The sequence below is a fragment of the Pseudomonas sp. NPDC088368 genome (assembly GCF_044753445.1).
GTDB lineage: Bacteria > Pseudomonadota > Gammaproteobacteria > Pseudomonadales > Pseudomonadaceae > Aquipseudomonas > Aquipseudomonas bambusae.
On the sequence record NZ_JBIVNG010000002.1, the window covers coordinates 195,109 to 213,777 of the forward strand.

The following is an 18,669-nucleotide window of genomic DNA, read 5'->3' on the forward strand; positions in this document are numbered from 1 at the left end:
TGAGTTTTTATCGCATGTGCGAAGTATCGGCCATCGATAGAATTTCGCCAAACGGCCTGCCGAGTGGAAATCATGAACAGTGGAATTGTGTACGCGCTGCTGGCCGGGGCCATCTGGGCCGGGGTCATCGTTGGCCCGTCGCTGTTGCCGGACTTCAATGCCGTGCTGATCAGCAGCGCACGGTTTGCCCTGTATGGCCTGTTTTCCCTGCTGGTGGCGTTGCCGTTCGCCCGTCGTCTGTTCGCTCGGCTCACTCGCGGCGAGGTCATGCTGTTGCTGCGCCTGTCGCTGACCGGCAACGTGTTGAACTACGCCTTGCTCGGCGCGGCGATCCAGCTCAGCGGGGTCACGGCTGCCGCCTTGATCAACGGCATGCTGCCCATCGCCATCACCTTTCAAGGGCGCAACGACACCGGATCGCTGCCCATCAACAAGCTCAAGCTGCCGCTGTTGATGGTATTCCTCGGCATCGTCTCGATCTGCATTGAACGCGCCGTGCAAACCGCTTCCGATGTGCCACTGTCCTCGCAACTACTCGGCATCGCCTGCGGGTTGTGCGGCGTGGTGAGTTGGTCGTGGTTCGCCACCCACAACAGCCGCTACCTCAAGCAGAGTTCGTTCAACAGCAGGGAATGGTCGACGTTGCTGGGCATTGTCACCGGCGGCGTGGCGGTGGTGTTTGGCGTGGTGGCGTTGGCGCTGTTCCCGAACCTGATTCCCTCCGGCATCGAACACAGCCGCTGGATGACGTTTCTGTGGGTCAGCCTGTTTCTGGCGCTGTGCGGTTCGTGGCTGGCGAACAGCCTGTGGAACGCCTGTTCCCGGCGTATGGCCTCGTCGCTCAGCGGCCAGATGATCGTGTCCGAAACAGTGTTCGCCTGCATCTACGGCTTTATTTACACCCGGCACTTCCCCGGCTTCGTGGAGTTGGCGTCGATCTGCCTGCTGGTGGGCGGGGTGCTCTGGTCGGCTCGTCGGCATCAGGTGCCGGTGGTGAAGCTGGATCAGCCGAGCTGCTGATCTGTGCTGTCGATCTCCGGCGCTGCATCGACCTGAGTCGTGGCGTAGCGCCCCGGTGGCAGACCGACGTGACGGGTGAAGGCGACCCCGAAGGAACTCACTGAACTGTAGCCGACCCGCTCGGCAATCTCGCTGATCGCCAGCTCGCGCTGGCGCAGCATCTGTTTGGCCAGTGCCATGCGCCACGTCAGCAGGTATTCCATGGGCGGCAGGCCCACCGCACGGCCGAAGGCCTCGAAAAACGTAGAGCGCGACATGCCCGCCGTGCTTGCCAGTTGCGCAACGTTCCACGGCGCGGCGGGGTGCTCATGAAAGCCCCTCAAGGCCAATGACAGCTTGGGGTCGGACAAACCTCGCAACAGCCCCGGCGAGGCCGCCGTTGACCCGCTCGAGCGCAGGGCTTCAATCAGCAACACTTCCAGCAGTCGCGCCATGACCATCTCTCGCGCCGGTCGCTGGGCACGGGATTCGTCGCCCACCAATTGCACCAGCGTTGCCAGCCGTCGTTCGCCACGCACGTGCACCCATCGCGGCAACAAGGGCACCAGAAGCCCGGCATCGGCCGAGCCGAACACGCAATGGCCGACCAGCAATCGCGTGTCGACGTCAGCCAGCGGATCGCCGAGCCGGACACCGCCAGGCATCGGCGTGACGGCGGTCGTGGGAACTTCGTCCTCAAGCGGCGGCTCGCGGTCCATGCTCGACGTGGCAAAGGACTGCGCAGCAGGAATCAGCACGAAGTCGCCTTCGTTCAGGACGATCATGTCACTGCCGTGAGGGCCGTCGATGGCCAGTCGGCATGCCCCTTCAAGCACCACGAAATAAAATGGCTGGCCGGTATCCGCGCGCCTGACGGCCCACGGCGACGAGGCAATGACCAGTTTGGAGAAGGGCGCTGAGGGTTGCAGCAGGCCGACGACTTCAGCCAGTGGATCGACCATTCCGGACGCTCACGACAAAGAACAGGACGTTGGAGTGTAGTTCGTCTGCTGTCGTCGATCTATGGTGGAGCGGTCATTCATTCGCTGGAGTTTCACATGACTCACTCGCCCACCGTTTTGATCACCGGTTGCTCCTCGGGCTTCGGCCTGGAAACCGCGCAATTCTTTCTCGACAAAGGCTGGAACGTCATCGCCACGATGCGCACGCCGCGTAAAGACTCGCTGCCGGCCTCCGATCACCTGCGCATCCTCGCACTGGATGTGACGGACGCCGACAGCATCGCCCGTTGCATCGACGCGGCGGGACCGATTGATGCCCTCGTCAACAATGCAGGGGTTGGCTTGCTGGCGCCGGTGGAAGGGCTGAACCTTGCCAGCGCACGGGAGATTTTCGACACCAATACCCTCGGCACCATCGCCATGACCCAGGCCGTTCTGCCTCAGTTCCGTCAGCGTCGGGGCGGGGTGGTGGTCAACGTCACGTCTACGGTGACGCTGAAATCGTTGCCGCTGTTGGCGGTGTACACCGCGAGCAAGGCGGCGGTGAACGCCTTCACCGAATCGCTGGCGCTGGAGCTGGAACCGTTCGATGTTCGCGTGCGGCTGGTGTTGCCGGGTCGCGCACCGGGCACGGCGTTTGGCGATAACGCTCGGCGGCTGATGGCCGATCCGATTCCGGATGCGTACGTCGCGTTCCGGGATCAGGTGTTCGAAAGCGTCCGTGACACCGAATCGCCCATGACCCACGCGCTGGATGTCGCCGAAGCCGTGTGGCAGGCGGTGACCGATCCATCCGCGCCGATGCGCACCCCGGCGGGGGCGGATGCGGTGGCCGTCAGCGCGGAGGTTTCGAAGGCCTGATCGTCGGGATCACGCGTTTTCGTTGCCCGGTCGGGTGAACGAAAAACGGTCGATATCCTCACGCCGCTTCCAGCCCTGGCCTTGCCAGTAGCGGGCAGCGGCGTCGTTGGTCTTGAGCACGTCTAGGTGGCATTTGCCAATGCCCAAGGCTTCGAGGCTGGACAGGCAGCGCTCTACCAACTCCCGCGCAATACCTTGACGGCGAAGTTCGGGCAAGACCAGCAGGTGCTGCAAATAACCGCGCCGCCCGTCGTGGCCGCACATCACACAGCCGACCAGCCCCGCATCGCTTTGCGCCACGAAGCTCATGCCGGGGTTGCGCTCCAGGTAGCGGGCCGTGGATTCGCGGGAGTCGGCATCGCGGATCGAAATGCCGGGGGTGGCATTCATCAGGGCCAGGACGGCATCGTAATCGTCCATTGTCATCGCACGGATTTTGATCATGGGCAGGTCTGTCCGGAAAGGGATGAAGCAGGGTAGCAGAGCGAGGCCGCGCGAATGTGACACATCCGGACCACTTAAAAGAGCCGCTCTATCGCGGATCAATGCTGCGGCTATTAGACCTCTCTGAGATCAGAGCTATCTTTGATCTGTCGTTGGCTTTTGCCGACGGTTCCATCCCTGATAAGGCGATAAGAATAAGCACCGTCGGTGCTACTGAGTTCACGCGTCTCGGCCGGGCCCTGGATAAATGCGGACGGCGGGATGACCACGATCAAAGGTAGATAACCATGGCAACCGAATCAAAATGCCCCTTCAATCATGCGGCCGGCGGCGGTACCACCAACCGCGACTGGTGGCCCAATCAGCTGAACCTGAAAATTCTTCACCAGCACTCTTCCTTGTCCGATCCAATGGGCGAGGGATTCGACTACGCCAAGGCGTTCAAAAGTCTGGACTTCGACGCGGTCAAGAAAGACCTGCTCGCCGTGATGACGAACTCCCAGGACTGGTGGCCGGCCGACTTCGGTCATTACGGCCCGTTCTTCGTGCGCATGGCCTGGCACAGCGCCGGGACCTACCGCACCGGTGACGGGCGCGGCGGGGCGGGCTCGGGGCAGCAACGCTTCGCGCCGCTCAACAGTTGGCCGGATAACGTCAGCCTGGACAAGGCCCGGCGTCTGATCTGGCCGGTCAAACAGAAGTACGGACGCAAGATTTCCTGGGCCGACCTGATCGTGCTCACCGGTAACGTTGCGCTGGAATCCATGGGCTTCAAGACCTTTGGTTTTTCGGGCGGTCGGCCTGACGTTTGGGAGCCGGATGAAGACGTGTACTGGGGCGCCGAGACCACCTGGCTGGGTGGCGAAGAGCGTTATGGCGCGCACAAGGACATGGAGCAGCCGGGGCAGGGCGATCTGGTCGCGGAACCGGCCAAGCACGGCGAAGAAAAAAGCCGTACGGCCCAAGGGGAACGCAATCTGGAAAACCCGTTGGCCGCCGTGCAAATGGGCCTGATTTACGTGAACCCGGAAGGGCCGGACGGTCATCCCGACCCTGCGGCCTCGGCGAAAGACATTCGCGAAACCTTCGGCCGCATGGCGATGAATGACGAAGAAACCGTGGCGCTGATCGCGGGCGGTCACGCGTTCGGCAAGACCCACGGCGCGGGACCTGCCGATAACGTCGGACCGGAACCGGAAGCCGCCGGACTGGAAGAACAAGGCCTGGGCTGGCGCAATAAATTTGGCACTGGTAAAGGCAGGGATGCCATCACCAGCGGCCTGGAAGTGACCTGGACCTCGACCCCAACCAAATGGAGCAACGAGTACCTGGAAAACCTTTTCAACTTCGAGTGGGAACTGACCAAAAGCCCGGCGGGTGCCCATCAGTGGAAACCCAAGGGCGGCGCTGGTGCTAACACCATTCCTCACGCTCACGACCCAAGCAAGCGTCAGGAACCGCGCATGCTGACCTCGGACCTGGCCCTGCGCTTCGACCCCGAGTACGAAAAAATCTCTCGCCGCTTCAAGGACAATCCTGACCAGCTCGCCGACGCGTTTGCCCGCGCCTGGTTCAAGCTGACCCACCGGGACATGGGCCCGCTCGCCCGTTACCTCGGACCGGAAACCCCCACTGAAGAATTGCTCTGGCAAGACCCGCTGCCTGATGTCACCCATCCACTGGTCAGCGCTGACGACGTGACGGCCTTGAAGACTCAGATACTCGCGTCGGGGCTGACCGTCTCACAATTGGTCTCCACCGCTTGGGCGGCAGCGTCGACTTTCAGGGGTTCGGACAAACGCGGCGGCGCCAACGGTGGGCGTCTACGTCTCGCACCTCAGAAAGACTGGGCGGCCAACCAGCCTCAGCAACTGGCGAAGGTGTTGCAGGTGCTTGAGCAGATTCAGGGCCAATTCAACGGCGGCGCGTCGACGAGCAAGGTCTCGCTGGCCGACCTGATCGTGATCGCCGGGAACGCAGGCGTCGAAAAGGCCGCGCTGGACGCCGGGCAAACCGTGACCGTGCCATTCGCGCCGGGCCGCGTCGATGCCTTCCAAGCGCAAACGGATGTCGAATCTTTTGGTTTTCTGGAGCCTATCGCCGACGGCTTCCGCAATTACCTCAAACAGACCTACAAGGTCTCAGCCGAGAAGCTGTTGGTGGACAAGGCGCAATTGCTGACCCTGACAGCGCCGGAAATGACCGTGTTGCTGGGCGGTCTGAGGGTCTTGGGCAATAACGTCGGGGAGAGCAAGCAGGGCGTCTTCACGAACCGTCCGGGCGTACTGACCAACGACTTCTTCAAGAACCTGTTGGACATGAGCGTGGAATGGAAACCCACGTCGCCCGGCAATGACACCTTCGAGGCCAGAGACCGCAAGACCGGCGACGTGAAATGGACCGGGACGCGGGTGGATCTGGTGTTCGGCTCTCACGCCCAATTGCGGGCGATTTCCGAGGTGTACGGCAGCGCCGATGCCCATGAGAAATTCGTGAAGGACTTCGTGGCGGCGTGGGCCAAAGTTACCCAGCTGGACCGTTTCGATTTGGGCTGATCGGTCTACCACTCTCTCAACAACGCCTCCTTTATGGGGGCGTTTTTACGTCCGGTGGTGCCTTCCATTCCCCGCGAGAATAGGCCCATGAACATCTTGAATTTCCCTTGTTCGCAGGCTTCTCGTAGCGTGTCTGTTCCCTGAAATGGAGATCACCCTCGTGAACGACGCTCGCCTGCGACTCTACGTCGACGCCCAATACACCAGCCCTTACGCCCTGTCCGCTTTCGTGGTCCTGCGCGAGAAGGGCCTCGACTTTGAATGGATTCCGGTGGACCTGGAGGCTGGCGAGCAGCAAGGCCCCCATTACACGGCATTGTCCGTGACGCAGCGGGTGCCGACGCTGGTCCATGGCGATTTCTCCCTGTCCGAATCGTCGGCCATCGACGAATACCTGGAAGAGGTGTTCCCCGGCACGCCGGTCTATCCCCGAAACCCTCAACACCGCGCCAAGGCTCGTGAGGTTCAAGCGTGGCTGCGGAGCGATCTGGCCCCGTTGCGGCAGGAGCGCTCGACGCTGGTGGTGTTTTACGGTCAGCAGGCCCCTGCGCTGACGCCCTCAGCAAAGGCCGCGGCGCGAAAATTGATCGAGGGCGCTCAGGCATTGTTGCCGCAAGGGGCGGACCACCTGTTTGGCGAATGGTCGATTGCCGACGTAGACCTGGCGTTGATGCTCAACCGGCTGATCCTGAATGGCGACGACGTGCCTGATGCGCTGGTGACGTATGCCAAGCGGCAGTGGGCGCGGCCGAGCGTGCAGGAATGGGTGAACATTCTCCGTCCGGCGTTGTGAGGATTTCCATCTGATCCGTATTTTTCTCCAATATCTGGCGCTGTATTGAAACAGTTGTCCGGCCCAAAATAGTCACCATTCCCAGCCACTGAAAAGAGGCTGGCCCCGAGCGATCAGGCGATGTTTGCGCCTGTATCGCACACATTGAGAGGTGACACTCATGGGCAAGATGACGCTGTTTCTGCTGGGCTTCCTGGCGCTGACCATTTCCATTGGCCTGCTGGCAACGATTCCACCGGGCTGATGGACGACACTGACCGTCCCGCTCAGCACGTCATGGCTGACAGAGGGGCAAGGGGGAGCGGAGCGGAGGACGGCGCTGCTCCGGAAAACCGGGGAAGACGATAATGCGTTGGAACATTGCGTTTCTATAATAAGAACCATTATTATTCGCGCCTTCCGCCCCCACATCCCCATCCCCTCATGACCCTCAAGCTGCCACGAAGCAAAGGCTTTCTCGATCATTACGAAGAGCTCGTGGGCACCTGGACCCGCCGTCTGAAGAACCGTCATCAGGCCGAAGACCTGACCCATGACGCGTTTGTGCGCGTGCTGGAATCGACCGGCGGGGCGAGCGTCGAGCAGCCTCGGGCGTATTTGCATCAAACGGCCCGCAACATCGCGGTCGACACCTGGCGGCGTGAAGACCGGCGCAGCGAACTCGAAAGGGAATCCCTCGACACATCGGCCGGTCACACGGATGACCCGGAGGCGTTCATGCATGCCATCCAGCTGGCAGACTCCATCGAACGTGCCCTGGCGGAGTTGCCGCTCAACTGTCGCAAGGTGTTCGTCTGGCAAAAGCTCGAAGGGTTGTCGCAGCTGGAGATCGCCGACCGCCTGGGCCTGAGCAAGAACATGGTGGAAAAGTATATGATTCGCACGCTGCGCCATTTGCGCGACCGGCTGGATGCCCCGGCGCCATGATGCATCGTCACCGGGAACTGGCCCGCCTTTCATTTGCTCAGGAAACACCATGACGACGGACCGTGATTGCCCTTGTGGCCCAGACGCCGTACGCGATCAGGCGGCGTGGTGGTTTGCGCGTGCTCGCGACGGCGAGCTGTCATCGGAAGAACACGCTGAGTTCGAGGCCTGGCTGAACGCCCATGACCCGCACGCCCATGAATACCGCCTGCTGCAAAACCTGTGGGGCGCTGCCGATCTGCTGCCCAGGGCCCGGCTCGAAGCCCTGTGTGAACCGGATGCGCCGACGCCGTTGCCTGCGCCATCTTCTCCCGCTCGTCGAACGTTCACCCGCTATGCGGTGGCGGCCAGTCTGGTGGCGATGGTGGTGGGAACGAGCCTTTACTTCGGCCTGGAACGGCAGCCTGATTACAGCGCGGAATTCGCTACGGCAGTGGGCGAGCGGCGTCAGGTGGCATTGCCGGATGGCTCGGTGCTGGACCTCAACGGCCGCACCCGTCTGAAGGTGCACTTCTTCAGCGCCACGCGTCAGGTCGAACTGACCGAGGGCGAAGCGATGTTCAGCGTCGAACACGACACCTCAAGGCCCTTCGTGGTGCAGACCGGTAATGGCTTGGTGACTGTCACCGGCACGCGCTTCGACGTTCGTCGCGACCCGACTCGCACGCTGGTGGCGGTGGAGTCTGGCACGGTCAAGGTCAATGGCACGGCGGGCGAGCAAGGGAATCAGGTCACGCTCACCGCGGGACTGGGTTCGAGCATCGACGCCAGTGGCAACGTCATGCCGGCATCGACCGTCAACACGGCGGCGATCACGGCGTGGCGTACCGGCAAGCTGGTGTTCAACGACGCGTCCTTGAGAGACGTCGTGCAAGAAGTCTCCCGCTATCGCGCCCAACCGCTGCGGGTCAGCGATGGAAAAGCCGCGAATTTGCGCCTGACCAGCGTGTTCAAATCCGACGACACGGACGCTCTGCTCCGGGCCTTGCCGAGCATTTTGCCGGTGGCCGTGCGAACCCTCGCCGACGGCAGCCAGGAAATATTTTCAAAATAGATTCAGGTTTTTTCGCGGCCCTTCGTCTTCTTGTCCAACTGCGATTGCTTAGCATTCAGAACAACGCAGATGTGCTTCGCATTCTGAAACTTCAGGACAAGACCCGACGTGAAAAACAATCGATTCAACGCGCTTCAACTGGCCGTCCGCCGCACCCTGCCTGCACCGCAATCCTCTCGCTGGCTGCCGTGGGCGTTGGCCCTGGCGGTCGGCACCAGCGCGGGTCACAGCTATGCCGAGGGCGCGCCGACCGCCATTCATATTCAGGCCCAGCCCCTGAGCGCCGCGTTGAGTCAACTGGGTCAACAAACATCGTTGCAGCTGTTCTTCAGCCCGGATCTTGTCGCCGGTAAGCAGGCGCCTGCGGTGGACGGCAACCTGTCACCTGAACAGGCGCTACGTTCGCTGCTCAAAGGCAGCGGCCTGGACTATGAAATGTCCGCCGACACCGTGGTGCTCAAACCTGCTGGGCAAAGTGCCTCCGCGACACCGGGCAGCCTGGAAATCGCGCCGATGGAAGTGAAAGTGGTGGGCGACTGGCTCGGTGATGCCGACGCCGCTGTGGTGCAGAACCACCCCGGTGCGCGGACAGTCGTGCGCCGTCAGACCATGGTCGAGCAGGGCGCGCAGAATGTCGGCGACGTGCTGCGCCGCATCCCCGGCGTGCAAGTGCAGGAATCCAACGGCACCGGCGGCAGCGATATCGCCTTGAACGTCGGTGTGCGCGGCCTGACCTCGCGCCTCTCGCCCCGCTCGACGGTGCTGATCGACGGCGTGCCCGCGGCGTTCGCGCCTTATGGTCAGCCACAGCTGTCGATGGCGCCGATCTCCTCGGGCAACCTCGACAGCATCGACGTGGTACGCGGCGCAGGTTCGGTGCGTTACGGGCCGCAGAACGTCGGCGGCGTGATCAACTTCGTCACCCGTGCCATCCCGGAAAAACTCAGCGGCGACGTCAGCAGCACCGTCGAAACCAGCCGCCACGGCGGTTACAAAAACATGGAGACCATGTTCATCGGCGGCACGGCAGACAACGGCCTGGGCGCGGCGTTGCTGTACTCCACGGTCAACGGCTCGGGCTATCGCTCCAGCAACAATGACAACGACATCGACGACCTGCTGCTCAAGACCCATTGGGCCTTGACTGAACAGGATGACCTGTCGGTGAACTTCCACTATTACGACGCCAAGGCCGACATGCCGGGCGGTTTGACCCAGAAGCAGTTCGACGCCAATCCGTATCAGTCCGACCGTGATCACGACGATTTCAACGGGCGTCGCAAAGACGTGTCGATCAAGTACAAGCGCCAGATTGACGATTCGACCCAGGCCGAGGTGCTGACGTATTACACCGACAGCTTCCGCGGCAGCCACATCGCCAACCGGGACCAGAAAACCGTGTTCGCAGCACCTCGCAGCTATCACACCTTTGGCATCGAGCCGCGCGTTTCTCATGTACTGGACCTGGGGCCGACGACACAGGAAGTCAGTGTCGGTGCCCGTTACCTGAAAGAGGCGATGCACGAGCAAGCGTCCCGTCTGGGTCAGGTGAACGGTGAGCTGGTGCCGATTCCGGGTGCGGACGGCCACATCTATCAAGACCGCACCGGCGGCACTGAAGCGACGGCGTTTTACATCGACGACAAAATCGACGTCGGCAAATGGACCATCACCCCCGGCATTCGCTTCGAGCGCATCAGCACGGACTGGCATGAGCGTTCAGTGATCGATAACAGCGGCGCACGCGTTCCGGAGAAAGACCGCAGCGTCAACAACAACGAACCGTTGCCCGCGCTGAGCGTGATGTATCACCTGTCAGACGAGTGGAAACTGTTCGCCAACTACGAGACATCCTTTGGCAGCCTGCAATACTTCCAGCTCGCCCAGGGTGGCATCGGTAACGAGACGGCCAGCGGCCTGCAACCGGAAAAGGCCAAGACCTACGAACTGGGCACCCGGTATGACAACGGCACCTGGGGCGGTGAGCTGACCGCGTTCTACATCGACTTCGACGACGAACTGCAATACGTCAGCAACGACGTGGGCTGGACCAACCTCGGCGCAACCAAGCACCAGGGGATCGAAGCGTCGGCCCACTACGACCTCAGCGCCCTCGACGCGCACTTGTCAGGTTTGACCGCCAACGCCGGATTCACCTACACCCGCGCCACCTACGAAGGTGAAATTCCTGGCTTCAAAGGCCGTGACCTGCCGCTCTATTCGCGTCAGGTGGCGACCGTCGGCCTGCGCTATGAGGTTGATCGCTGGACCTACAACTTCGACGGCTACGCCCAATCCAAACAACGCGCCCCCGGCACCGGGTCCAATGCTGACGGCAGCTTTACCGGCAACTACATCACCACCCCTACCGCCGACGGTCAGTACGGCGACATCCCCGGCTACGTCACCTGGAACGTGCGCGGCGCCTACGATTTCGGCAAACAGATGTCGAACCTCAAGGTGGGCGCGGGCGTGAAGAACATCTTCGACCACCAATACTTCACCCGCTCCAGCGACAACAACTCGGGGATCTACCTCGGGCAGCCACGGACGTTCTTTGTGCAGGCGAGTGTGGGGTTTTGAGGGCAGGTCATACCGTGTAACCAAGGGCGCCTTCGGGCGCTCTTTTTTACGAATGCGGTTTGTGGGATTGCCAGTGCTCGCCCTTGAGTTACAGTGCGAAGGTTTCAGGAGGGAACATGGAAAAAGAACTGTTCAAGCGTCTGGTGGAAAGCATGATGGAGATGGGCGTGATTGTTCGGGGTGAGAATCAGCCGTCTCGCGAATTTCATGTCGAACCGAACGACGCCAAAGCTGATCGAGAGGTGATACCCCCAGTGCAGCCGAGTGTTTCTCCGGATACTTAATGCGGCGGTTAAATGCAGTAAGTCATGGAGTATTCATTGCCCCTGTCAAGTCTGAGGCGTCAGGGTTTGCTGCCGCTACGCGCCAGATCGCAGGCAAGCCAGCTCCTACGGCCTTCGGCCAGAGGCGGATTGCAACCAGGTTCAGGCTTTTGATTCTGGCCGGAGGCCGTAGGAGCTGGCTTGCCTGCGATCTGCTGCAAAGCAGCAGTAGAACCTGACAACCGTATTGTTCAGATCCCTGCGGCGCATGCCCGTCACTCAATCCACCTCAATATCCAACCGCTTCAACCGCGATGCCAGCGTCGTCGGTTTCACCCCCAACAATTCCGCCGCACCGCCTTTGCCGAACAATTTTCCGTTCGCCGCTTTCAAGGCGGCGTGCATGTTGCTGCGTTCGAGGTCGCGCATCTGGTCTTCGGTGAGGAAGGCGGGAGGGTTGGAGATGTCAGACTTCGCGCTGTTCGAGGCCTTCGGTTCATCAGGCAGATCCATATTCAAATCCGCGCCCGTCGAGGTGATCAGTGCCCGTTCGATCACGTTCTGCAATTCACGAATGTTCCCCGGCCAAGAGTAATTCTGCAGCCGTTCGATGTCGCTGTTGCGCAGCCGCCGACCGGGCATGTTCAGGCGTTTGCCGACTTGTTTGAGAAAGTGCGCGGCGAGTGGGGCGATGTCCATCGGGCGGTCGCGCAGGGCGGGGGACTGGATCGGGAAGACGTTGAGGCGAAAGTACAAATCCTCGCGAAAATGCTTGGCCCCGACTTCCTGCCGCAGATCGCGATTGGTGGCCGCGATGATCCGCACATCGACCTTGCGGGTACGTTCCTCGCCCACCCGTTCGAATTGCCCTTCCTGCAACACGCGCAGTAATTTGCTTTGCAGCTCCAGTGGAATCTCGCCGATTTCGTCGAGAAACAGCGTGCCGCCGTCGGCCAGTTCGAAGCGTCCGACCCGGTCTCTCACCGCTCCGGTGAATGCCCCGCGAATATGGCCGAAAAACTCACTCTCAAACAGCTCCGTGGGAATTGCCGCGCAGTTGACCCGAATCAGCGGGTGCGCGCTGCGGCGACTGGCCTGGTGAATAGCGCGGGCAATCAACTCCTTGCCGGTGCCGGATTCGCCATTGATCAAGACGCTGGCGTCGGTGGGGGCGACCACGTCGATCTGCTTGATGATTTTCAGGATCGGCGCGCTCTGACCGACGATCTCGCGGAAGTTGTGCTCGATGTGAATCTCTTCCTGTAAATAGGCGTTCTGGTCTTCGAGCCGCTGCTTCAGCACCTTCAGTTCGTCCAGCGCCGTTTGCAGCTGAGTCTCGGTGCTGCGCCGCTCGGTGATGTCGCGAAACACCACCACGGCCCCCGCAATACGCCCATCCGAGATCACCGGCGTGCTGGTGAATTCCACCGGAAAAAAGCTGCCGTCACGACGCCAGAACACCTCCTGCCGACCTTCGTGTACCACGCCGTCGTGCACGGCCTTGTAGATCGGGCAATCCTCGACCGGGTAGTGGCTGCCGTCTTCGTGGCTGTGGTGGTGAATGCGGTGGATGTTCTTGCCGAGCATGTCCTTGGCGTCCCAGCCGAGCATCCGCGCGCCCGCCGGGTTGACGAAGGTGGCCAGGCCTTCGCTGTCGATGGCGTAGATGCCGTCGCCCACCGAACTGAGCAACAGCTGATTGTCCCGCTCGGATTCCTGGAACAGATTGAGGATGTTGCGCCACTCGATCAGCCCGCCGCGCATGGTGCGCTCGGTGTGGGCCTGATCCTGCTGGTACTTCTGCTGGCTGGCCTCGCGCAGCACCAGAATCAGCTGCGGGCTGCCCTTGATCTGCAAGGTGGTGGCGGAGATTTCCAGCTCGATGCGTTCGCCAGTCTTGATGTTGCAACTCAAGTCGTCGGTCCAGCCACGGCCTTTGTCCATCACAGCCTGGGTGAACACGATCAGGTCCGCCAACTGATGCCCGAACAGTTTGCTCACGGGCAGGGCCAGCAACTCCTGTCGTGGGTAACCGAGCAGCTTGCAGGCGGCGATGTTGAGGTCGCCGAAGTGATCGGCGAACGGGTCGAGGAGGGCGATGGCTTCGGCGCAGTGCTCGAACACCATGTGCCGCGAGGAATAGGCCAGGTCGGCCCAGCCAATCAGTGAGTCCGGTTCGTTCATGACTACGAAATCTCGTGGTTTGTTCGTACGAATATTCGTAGTTCTACGGGAATGCGTAATTTCCCGAAAGCATCAGACGGCAGGCAAAAAACCGGATCAGATGGGGATCTTCCGGTAAATCAGTAGGTTAGCCGCGGGACGAAAACACTTTTATTTTCTGGCACGGCCTTCGCTCTGTCCCTTGTGTCACCCGGTGATCGACTCAGGCCACCGAACACACCCAAGAACGGAGCGACGACATGCCAAGCGTAGACATCAATCACTATCAAGACGGCGACTTCCTGGTCAATTACGAAGAGAAGGTCTTCGAGGACGTCAAAGCCGAGCCGGGCGAAAAAGCCCTGCTGACCTTCCACACCATCGCGTTCGAAGGGTCTATCGGCCTGGTCAATATGCTTCAGGCCAAGCGCCTGCTGCGCAAGGGCTTTGAAACCAAAGTCCTGCTGTACGGACCTGGCGTGCAACTGGGTGTGCAGCGCGGCTTCCCGACACTGGGTGCCGAAGCGTTTCCGGGACACTTGGCGGTGAATAACCAGATCAAGGCGTTCATGGCCGAGGGCGGCGAAGTCTACGCCTGCCGTTTTGCCCTGCAGGCGTTGTACGGCCAGACCGAAAAGGCGCTGATCGAAGGCATCCGCCCGATCAACCCGCTGGACGTGATGGACCTGCGCCTGCTGATGCGCCGTGAGGGCGCGATGATTATCGATACCTGGACGGCGTAACGCCCGACGCCACCGATTGGGCAGGCTGACGCCAATCCCTGTGGGAGCGAATTTATTCGCGATAGGTTTCAGGCGACGCCGATGCGTTGACTGAACGGTCGCCTTCGCGAATGAATTCGCTCCCACAGGGATCGCGCCCGGCGACAGATCAACCGATGCCTCGTGATCCGCACGATCAATGCACGACCAGGACACCCCGACATGACCACCATCCGCGCCGCCGCCGTTCAGTTCAGCCCCGTGCTGTACTCCCGCGAAGCCACCGTCGCCAAGCTGTGCCGCACCTTGCTTGAATTGGGTCGCGAGGGTGTGCAGTTCGCGGTTTTTCCGGAAACCGTGGTGCCGTATTACCCCTATTTCTCCTTCGTCCAGCCGCCATTCGCCATGGGCAAGGAACACCTGCGACTGCTCGAAGAGTCGGTCACCGTGCCCTCCGACGTCACTCGGCAAATTGGCGAGGCCTGCCGTGAAGTGGGCATCGTCGCGTCCGTCGGCGTCAACGAGCGCGACGGCGGCACGATTTACAACGCGCAGTTGCTGTTCGACGCCGACGGCACGCTGATTCAACACCGCCGCAAGATCACTCCGACCTACCACGAACGCATGGTCTGGGGGCAAGGCGACGGTTCGGGCCTGCGTGCCGTGGACAGCGCCGTGGGCCGCATCGGCTCGCTGGCCTGCTGGGAACATTACAACCCGCTGGCCCGTTACGCGCTGATGGCCGATGGCGAACAGATTCACGTGGCGATGTTTCCCGGCTCGCTGGTGGGCGATATTTTTGCCGAGCAGATCGAGGTCACCATCCGTCATCACGCCCTGGAGTCCGGCTGCTTCGTGGTCAACGCCACGGCCTGGCTCGACGCCGATCAGCAGGGCCAGATCATGCAAGACACCGGTTGCGCCCTGGGGCCGATCTCCGGCGGATGCTTCACCGCCATCGTCACGCCGGAAGGCAAGTTGCTCGGCGAGCCGCTGCGCACGGGCGAAGGCTGGGTGATCGCCGATCTGGACTTGAAGCTCATCGACAAACGCAAACGCATGATGGATTCCGTCGGCCACTACAGCCGTCCGGAACTGCTGAGCCTGCTGATCGACCGCACGCCCACCGCCCAGCTGCATGAACGCAGCCCGCACCCGATGACGACTGTCCGCGAGGAGCTGAGCTATGCAGACCAATGAACTGCTCGCCGAATTGCAATGCCACGGCGTGCGCTGGCCGGCCGCCCAAAACGGCCTGTCACGCAAGGGCGGCGCGGGGCCTTCGGATCACAAGGCGCTGACCGTGGGCGGTCGGACCATGATGGTGCCAATCCTCAACCAGGCTTCGCAGACGTCGCCGTACCAAGCGCAACCCAGTGAAGACGGCAGCCTGGCGCTGATCTTTCGTGAAGGCTTGCAGGTCGGTCAGGTGAAGATGCCCGGTGTGCCGAATTTCTACAGCCGCAGCACCGCCGACGGCATCCCGTACTGGAAGATCGCCACGCTGCACAGCGCTGACGTGTTGGCGACCACCGTGTTGCAGCACTGCATTCGTTTCAATGATCGCAGCACGTCCTGCCAGTTCTGCGCCATCGGCCAGTCGCTGGCGGCCGGCAAGACCATCGCCCGCAAACGTCCGCAACAGTTGGCGGAAGTGGCGAAAGCCGCCGTCGAGCTGGACGGCGTGAAGCACATGGTAATGACCACCGGCACGCCCCAGACGCCGGACCGTGGCGCCGCGATTCTGTGTGAGTCCGCCGCTGCCATCACCGCCGCCGTGGACTTGCCGATCCAGGCCCAATGCGAGCCACCGGACGATGACATCTGGTTCGAGCGACTGGCCGACAGCGGCGTGGTCTCGCTCGGCATGCACCTGGAAGCGGTCACCGACGAGGTCCGTCAGCGGATCATGCCGGGCAAGGCCGAAGTGCCGTTGAGCCGTTATTTCGAAGCCTTCGAAGCGGCGGTGAAGGTGTTCGGGCGCGGTCAGGTCAGCACCTATATCCTCGCCGGGCTGGGCGACAGCGAACGGGCAATCACCGACATGAGCGAGCGTTTGAGTGCGATGGGCGTGTACCCCTTCGTCGTGCCGTTCGTGCCCATCGACGGCACGCCGCTGGCTCATCACCCCAAACCCGACAGCGCCATGATGGCCCGACTCTACCCGCAGATCGGCGCCAGCCTGCGTCGCCACGGCCTGCACTCGGAAAACATCAACGCGGGCTGCGCGAAGTGCGGCGCGTGTTCGGCGTTGAAGAACCATGAATGAAAAAGCAGGAATGAATCACTGGGAATAACCCCTTTGGGTTTTCGGGAGACGGATCATGCAGAACCTGGCCTTTGCCCTCGTCGACAGTACCTTCGAACCGTTTCGCGCCGGTGAGCTGGTGGTCAAACCCGCCTCGGAACCCTGGGAGAAACAGGCGTACTTCGCGCTGCGTCGCTCGGTGTTTTCCGATGAGCAACAGCTGCTGCCCCAAGACAAGGACAGCCATGATTTTCAGGCCATCGCCATTGTCGCGCTGGCCGGGAGTTGCGGCATGGCGGATCAGGTCGTCGGTGCCGTGCGCATCTATCAACCGGAGCCCGGTCTCTGGTTTGGTGGGCGCTTGTGTGTCGCCCAGGCCTATCGTCGCCACAGCATGATCGGCAAGGCGCTGGTCAACGAGGCGGTCTCACGGGCCAAGGACCTGGGCTGCGAGACGTTTCACGCCACGGTTCAGGCGCCCAACGAAGCGTATTTCCATGGCTTGCAGTGGCAGACCCTCGAACACCTCGAACTGCTAGGCCAGCCCCACTGCCTGATGCAGGCCGATCTGGCCCGCTATCCGCTGATGCCGCGTCAGGTGTCGTTGCGTGCGTTGAAGGGGGCTCGTCATGGCTGAATCCATCGATCTGAACGCGCTGCTCGACACCCTGCGCCACACCCCGGCAATGCTGTCCAAACAGGCGATCCAGCAGCCTGCTCGGGTGATCGGCACGTCTATCGATCAGCCTGAAAAATCACTGACCCGCGCCGAACTCTATGCGTTGCCCGGCGACGATACAGCCGCCATTGCCTGTGGCGATCATTTCCAGTTGCTGGCCATCGAAGGCATGTTGCCGGCCTTCGTGAAAGCGGCGCCGTGGTTTGCGGGCTGGTCAGCGGTGATGGCCAATGTCAGCGACATCACCGCGATGGGCGGGCGCGCGACGGCAGTGGTCAATGCCTACTGGCACCACGACGATGCCGCGGCGCAGGAAATCCTCGCGGGTATTCGTGCGGCCTGCGACGCCTACGGCCTGATGCTGGCGGGCGGGCACACCAGCCTCGCCGCGCACAATCCCACAGCCTTGGCCGTAGCGATCACCGGCATCGCCAGCCGTTTGCTCTCGACCCTGCACGTGAAGCCGGGGCAAATCATCGCCATGGCGGTGGACCTCGAAGGCTATTGGCACGCTGACAGCACCTACTGGAAAGCCTTCGAAGGCGTGCCTGCCGAGCGCCTGCGCAGCAAGCTCGAAGTGCTGCCGCGTCTGGCCGAAGCGCAACTGCTGCACGCGGCCAAGGACATCAGCAACGCCGGGGTGCTGGGCAGTCTGTTGATGCTGCTGGAAACCACTGGCTGCGGGGGCGACATCGACCTGCAGCGGCTGCCGTGTCCGGACGACGCCGACCTCTTGCGGTGGCTGCAAGTCTTCCCCAGCTACGGATTTCTCATGACCCTGGACGAGGCTGACTGGCCCAACGTTCAGGCGGCGTTCGCGTTCGAAGGCCTGCGCTGCGAACGCATCGGCCGGGTCACCGACAGCGCCGAACTCACCGTTCAGCACGGCCTGCAACGCCGCACCTTCTGGAACCTCAACGAGCAGCCATTCACCGGGTTCAGTTACCCGCACCTCGACCTTTCACCTCTGTCCGCACACAAGGAGCACTGACATGCCCGCCGTCAACTTCCGCATCCGCTGGCCCAATGGCAAAGAGGCCGCCTGCTACTCGCCCTCGACCGTGATCTACGAGCACCTGCAAGAGGGCGCGAGCTACCCGCTGGCGGATTTTCTGCAGCGCATCGAGGGCGGGTTGAACAACGCCTCCGAGCGGGTGAAGCAGGTCAAGGGCTTCTATTGCAGCTCGGCGATGGACACCCTCGGCATGCTCAACGGGCAGGCCTTCGGGCAGTCCGAAGGGGACGTCGAAGTGCTGAGCATGCGCACCGAAGGCGGCGGCCGGGTGACGGGCGCGGGGTGGAGTTCTTTTTGACTCAACTTGGCTCCCACAGAGGTTCATCTACGCTGCGGAGCCTGAGCCAGACGCAAACCCAACTGTGGGAGCGAATTCATTCGCGAAAGCGGTATTTCAGGCA

At 61.9% G+C, this 18,669-nt stretch carries 17 protein-coding genes; 14 read left to right on the plus strand and 3 right to left on the minus strand.

All coding sequences use genetic code 11. The features are described from left to right. Window positions 1-69 precede the first annotated feature (69 nt). Entirely contained in the window at window positions 70-1,020 is a 951-nt protein-coding gene (locus ACIQAL_RS04305) for a DMT family transporter (RefSeq protein ID WP_401143728.1), read from the plus strand. Here the strand turns inward: ACIQAL_RS04305 and ACIQAL_RS04310 are convergent. Continuing rightward, window positions 1,005-1,961, minus strand: coding sequence for an AraC family transcriptional regulator (locus ACIQAL_RS04310; protein WP_401142820.1), 957 nt, complete (start codon window positions 1,959-1,961; stop codon window positions 1,005-1,007). The genes ACIQAL_RS04305 and ACIQAL_RS04310 overlap by 16 nt on opposite strands. Before the next feature lie 96 nt (window positions 1,962-2,057). Here ACIQAL_RS04310 and ACIQAL_RS04315 point away from each other — a divergent pair, with 96 nt between their 5' ends. Then, entirely contained in the window at window positions 2,058-2,822 is a 765-nt protein-coding gene (locus tag ACIQAL_RS04315) for an SDR family oxidoreductase (RefSeq protein WP_401142823.1), read from the plus strand. Between the two features lie 9 nt (window positions 2,823-2,831). Here the strand turns inward: ACIQAL_RS04315 and ACIQAL_RS04320 are convergent, their stop codons facing one another. Further along, entirely contained in the window at window positions 2,832-3,266 is a 435-nt protein-coding gene (locus tag ACIQAL_RS04320) for a GNAT family N-acetyltransferase (protein WP_401142826.1), read from the minus strand. 287 nt (window positions 3,267-3,553) lie between these two features. Between ACIQAL_RS04320 and katG the strand changes: the two genes are divergently transcribed. From katG to ACIQAL_RS04350, 6 genes are all read left to right on the plus strand, one after another. Then, window positions 3,554-5,821, plus strand: a complete 2,268-nt coding sequence (gene katG, locus ACIQAL_RS04325; protein ID WP_401142828.1) for a catalase/peroxidase HPI — start codon at window positions 3,554-3,556, stop codon at window positions 5,819-5,821. A 160-nt stretch (window positions 5,822-5,981) separates the two neighbouring features. Then, the gene (gene yfcF, locus ACIQAL_RS04330; RefSeq protein ID WP_401142830.1) at window positions 5,982-6,614 is read left to right on the plus strand and encodes a glutathione transferase; all 633 of its coding nucleotides are present in this window, start codon (window positions 5,982-5,984) and stop codon (window positions 6,612-6,614) included. Window positions 6,615-7,037: 423 nt separating this feature from the next. After that, the gene (locus ACIQAL_RS04335; RefSeq protein WP_166597002.1) at window positions 7,038-7,541 is read left to right on the plus strand and encodes a sigma-70 family RNA polymerase sigma factor; all 504 of its coding nucleotides are present in this window, start codon (window positions 7,038-7,040) and stop codon (window positions 7,539-7,541) included. 49 nt (window positions 7,542-7,590) lie between these two features. Then, window positions 7,591-8,595 carry a FecR family protein gene (locus ACIQAL_RS04340; protein ID WP_401142832.1) on the plus strand — a complete coding sequence of 335 codons (1,005 nt, stop codon included), beginning with the start codon at window positions 7,591-7,593 and terminating at the stop codon, window positions 8,593-8,595. Between the two features lie 156 nt (window positions 8,596-8,751). Then, window positions 8,752-11,178: a TonB-dependent siderophore receptor gene (locus ACIQAL_RS04345; protein ID WP_401143731.1), complete on the plus strand. Its 2,427-nt coding sequence runs from the start codon at window positions 8,752-8,754 to the stop codon at window positions 11,176-11,178. Between the two features lie 116 nt (window positions 11,179-11,294). Next, entirely contained in the window at window positions 11,295-11,462 is a 168-nt protein-coding gene (locus ACIQAL_RS04350) for a hypothetical protein (RefSeq protein ID WP_401142834.1), read from the plus strand. Between the two features lie 258 nt (window positions 11,463-11,720). Here the strand turns inward: ACIQAL_RS04350 and ACIQAL_RS04355 are convergent, their stop codons facing one another. Further along, entirely contained in the window at window positions 11,721-13,625 is a 1,905-nt protein-coding gene (locus ACIQAL_RS04355) for a sigma 54-interacting transcriptional regulator (RefSeq protein WP_401142837.1), read from the minus strand. A gap of 239 nt (window positions 13,626-13,864) precedes the next feature. Here ACIQAL_RS04355 and ACIQAL_RS04360 point away from each other — a divergent pair, with 239 nt between their 5' ends. The 6 genes from ACIQAL_RS04360 (at window position 13,865) to ACIQAL_RS04385 (ending at window position 18,566) form a co-directional block, all read left to right on the plus strand. After that, on the plus strand, window positions 13,865-14,347 hold the full coding sequence (locus ACIQAL_RS04360) for an MSMEG_0572/Sll0783 family nitrogen starvation response protein (protein ID WP_062387355.1): 483 nt from the start codon (window positions 13,865-13,867) through the stop codon (window positions 14,345-14,347). Between the two features lie 201 nt (window positions 14,348-14,548). After that, a complete protein-coding gene (locus ACIQAL_RS04365) occupies window positions 14,549-15,526 on the plus strand; it encodes a Nit6803 family nitrilase (protein WP_401142844.1) in 978 nt (325 codons plus the stop codon). Further along, window positions 15,513-16,595 carry an MSMEG_0568 family radical SAM protein gene (locus ACIQAL_RS04370; protein WP_401142847.1) on the plus strand — a complete coding sequence of 361 codons (1,083 nt, stop codon included), beginning with the start codon at window positions 15,513-15,515 and terminating at the stop codon, window positions 16,593-16,595. The genes ACIQAL_RS04365 and ACIQAL_RS04370 overlap by 14 nt, the downstream gene beginning before the upstream one ends. 55 nt (window positions 16,596-16,650) lie before the next feature. Continuing rightward, window positions 16,651-17,211 (plus strand): MSMEG_0567/Sll0786 family nitrogen starvation N-acetyltransferase, encoded by a 561-nt coding sequence (locus ACIQAL_RS04375; RefSeq protein WP_401142849.1) that lies wholly within the window; start codon window positions 16,651-16,653, stop codon window positions 17,209-17,211. Further along, on the plus strand, window positions 17,204-18,244 hold the full coding sequence (locus ACIQAL_RS04380; RefSeq protein ID WP_401142852.1) for a sll0787 family AIR synthase-like protein: 1,041 nt from the start codon (window positions 17,204-17,206) through the stop codon (window positions 18,242-18,244). Before ACIQAL_RS04375 ends, ACIQAL_RS04380 begins: the two co-directional genes overlap by 8 nt. Before the next feature lies 1 nt (window position 18,245). Continuing rightward, window positions 18,246-18,566 carry an MSMEG_0570 family nitrogen starvation response protein gene (locus tag ACIQAL_RS04385; protein ID WP_401142855.1) on the plus strand — a complete coding sequence of 107 codons (321 nt, stop codon included), beginning with the start codon at window positions 18,246-18,248 and terminating at the stop codon, window positions 18,564-18,566. Window positions 18,567-18,669: the final 103 nt, after the last annotated feature.

Coding starts and splice junctions, on each gene's coding strand:
- ACIQAL_RS04315 (WP_401142823.1), top strand. CDS start 2,058: ATGACTCACTCGCCCACCGTTTTGATCACCGGTTGCTCCTCGGGCTTC.
- ACIQAL_RS04385 (WP_401142855.1), top strand. CDS start 18,246: ATGCCCGCCGTCAACTTCCGCATCCGCTGGCCCAATGGCAAAGAGGCC.
- ACIQAL_RS04340 (WP_401142832.1), top strand. CDS start 7,591: ATGACGACGGACCGTGATTGCCCTTGTGGCCCAGACGCCGTACGCGAT.
- ACIQAL_RS04380 (WP_401142852.1), top strand. CDS start 17,204: ATGGCTGAATCCATCGATCTGAACGCGCTGCTCGACACCCTGCGCCAC.
- ACIQAL_RS04355 (WP_401142837.1), bottom strand. CDS start 13,625: ATGAACGAACCGGACTCACTGATTGGCTGGGCCGACCTGGCCTATTCC.
- ACIQAL_RS04335 (WP_166597002.1), top strand. CDS start 7,038: ATGACCCTCAAGCTGCCACGAAGCAAAGGCTTTCTCGATCATTACGAA.
- ACIQAL_RS04365 (WP_401142844.1), top strand. CDS start 14,549: ATGACCACCATCCGCGCCGCCGCCGTTCAGTTCAGCCCCGTGCTGTAC.
- ACIQAL_RS04350 (WP_401142834.1), top strand. CDS start 11,295: ATGGAAAAAGAACTGTTCAAGCGTCTGGTGGAAAGCATGATGGAGATG.
- ACIQAL_RS04370 (WP_401142847.1), top strand. CDS start 15,513: ATGCAGACCAATGAACTGCTCGCCGAATTGCAATGCCACGGCGTGCGC.
- katG (WP_401142828.1), top strand. CDS start 3,554: ATGGCAACCGAATCAAAATGCCCCTTCAATCATGCGGCCGGCGGCGGT.
- ACIQAL_RS04310 (WP_401142820.1), bottom strand. CDS start 1,961: ATGGTCGATCCACTGGCTGAAGTCGTCGGCCTGCTGCAACCCTCAGCG.
- ACIQAL_RS04375 (WP_401142849.1), top strand. CDS start 16,651: ATGCAGAACCTGGCCTTTGCCCTCGTCGACAGTACCTTCGAACCGTTT.
- ACIQAL_RS04320 (WP_401142826.1), bottom strand. CDS start 3,266: ATGATCAAAATCCGTGCGATGACAATGGACGATTACGATGCCGTCCTG.
- ACIQAL_RS04360 (WP_062387355.1), top strand. CDS start 13,865: ATGCCAAGCGTAGACATCAATCACTATCAAGACGGCGACTTCCTGGTC.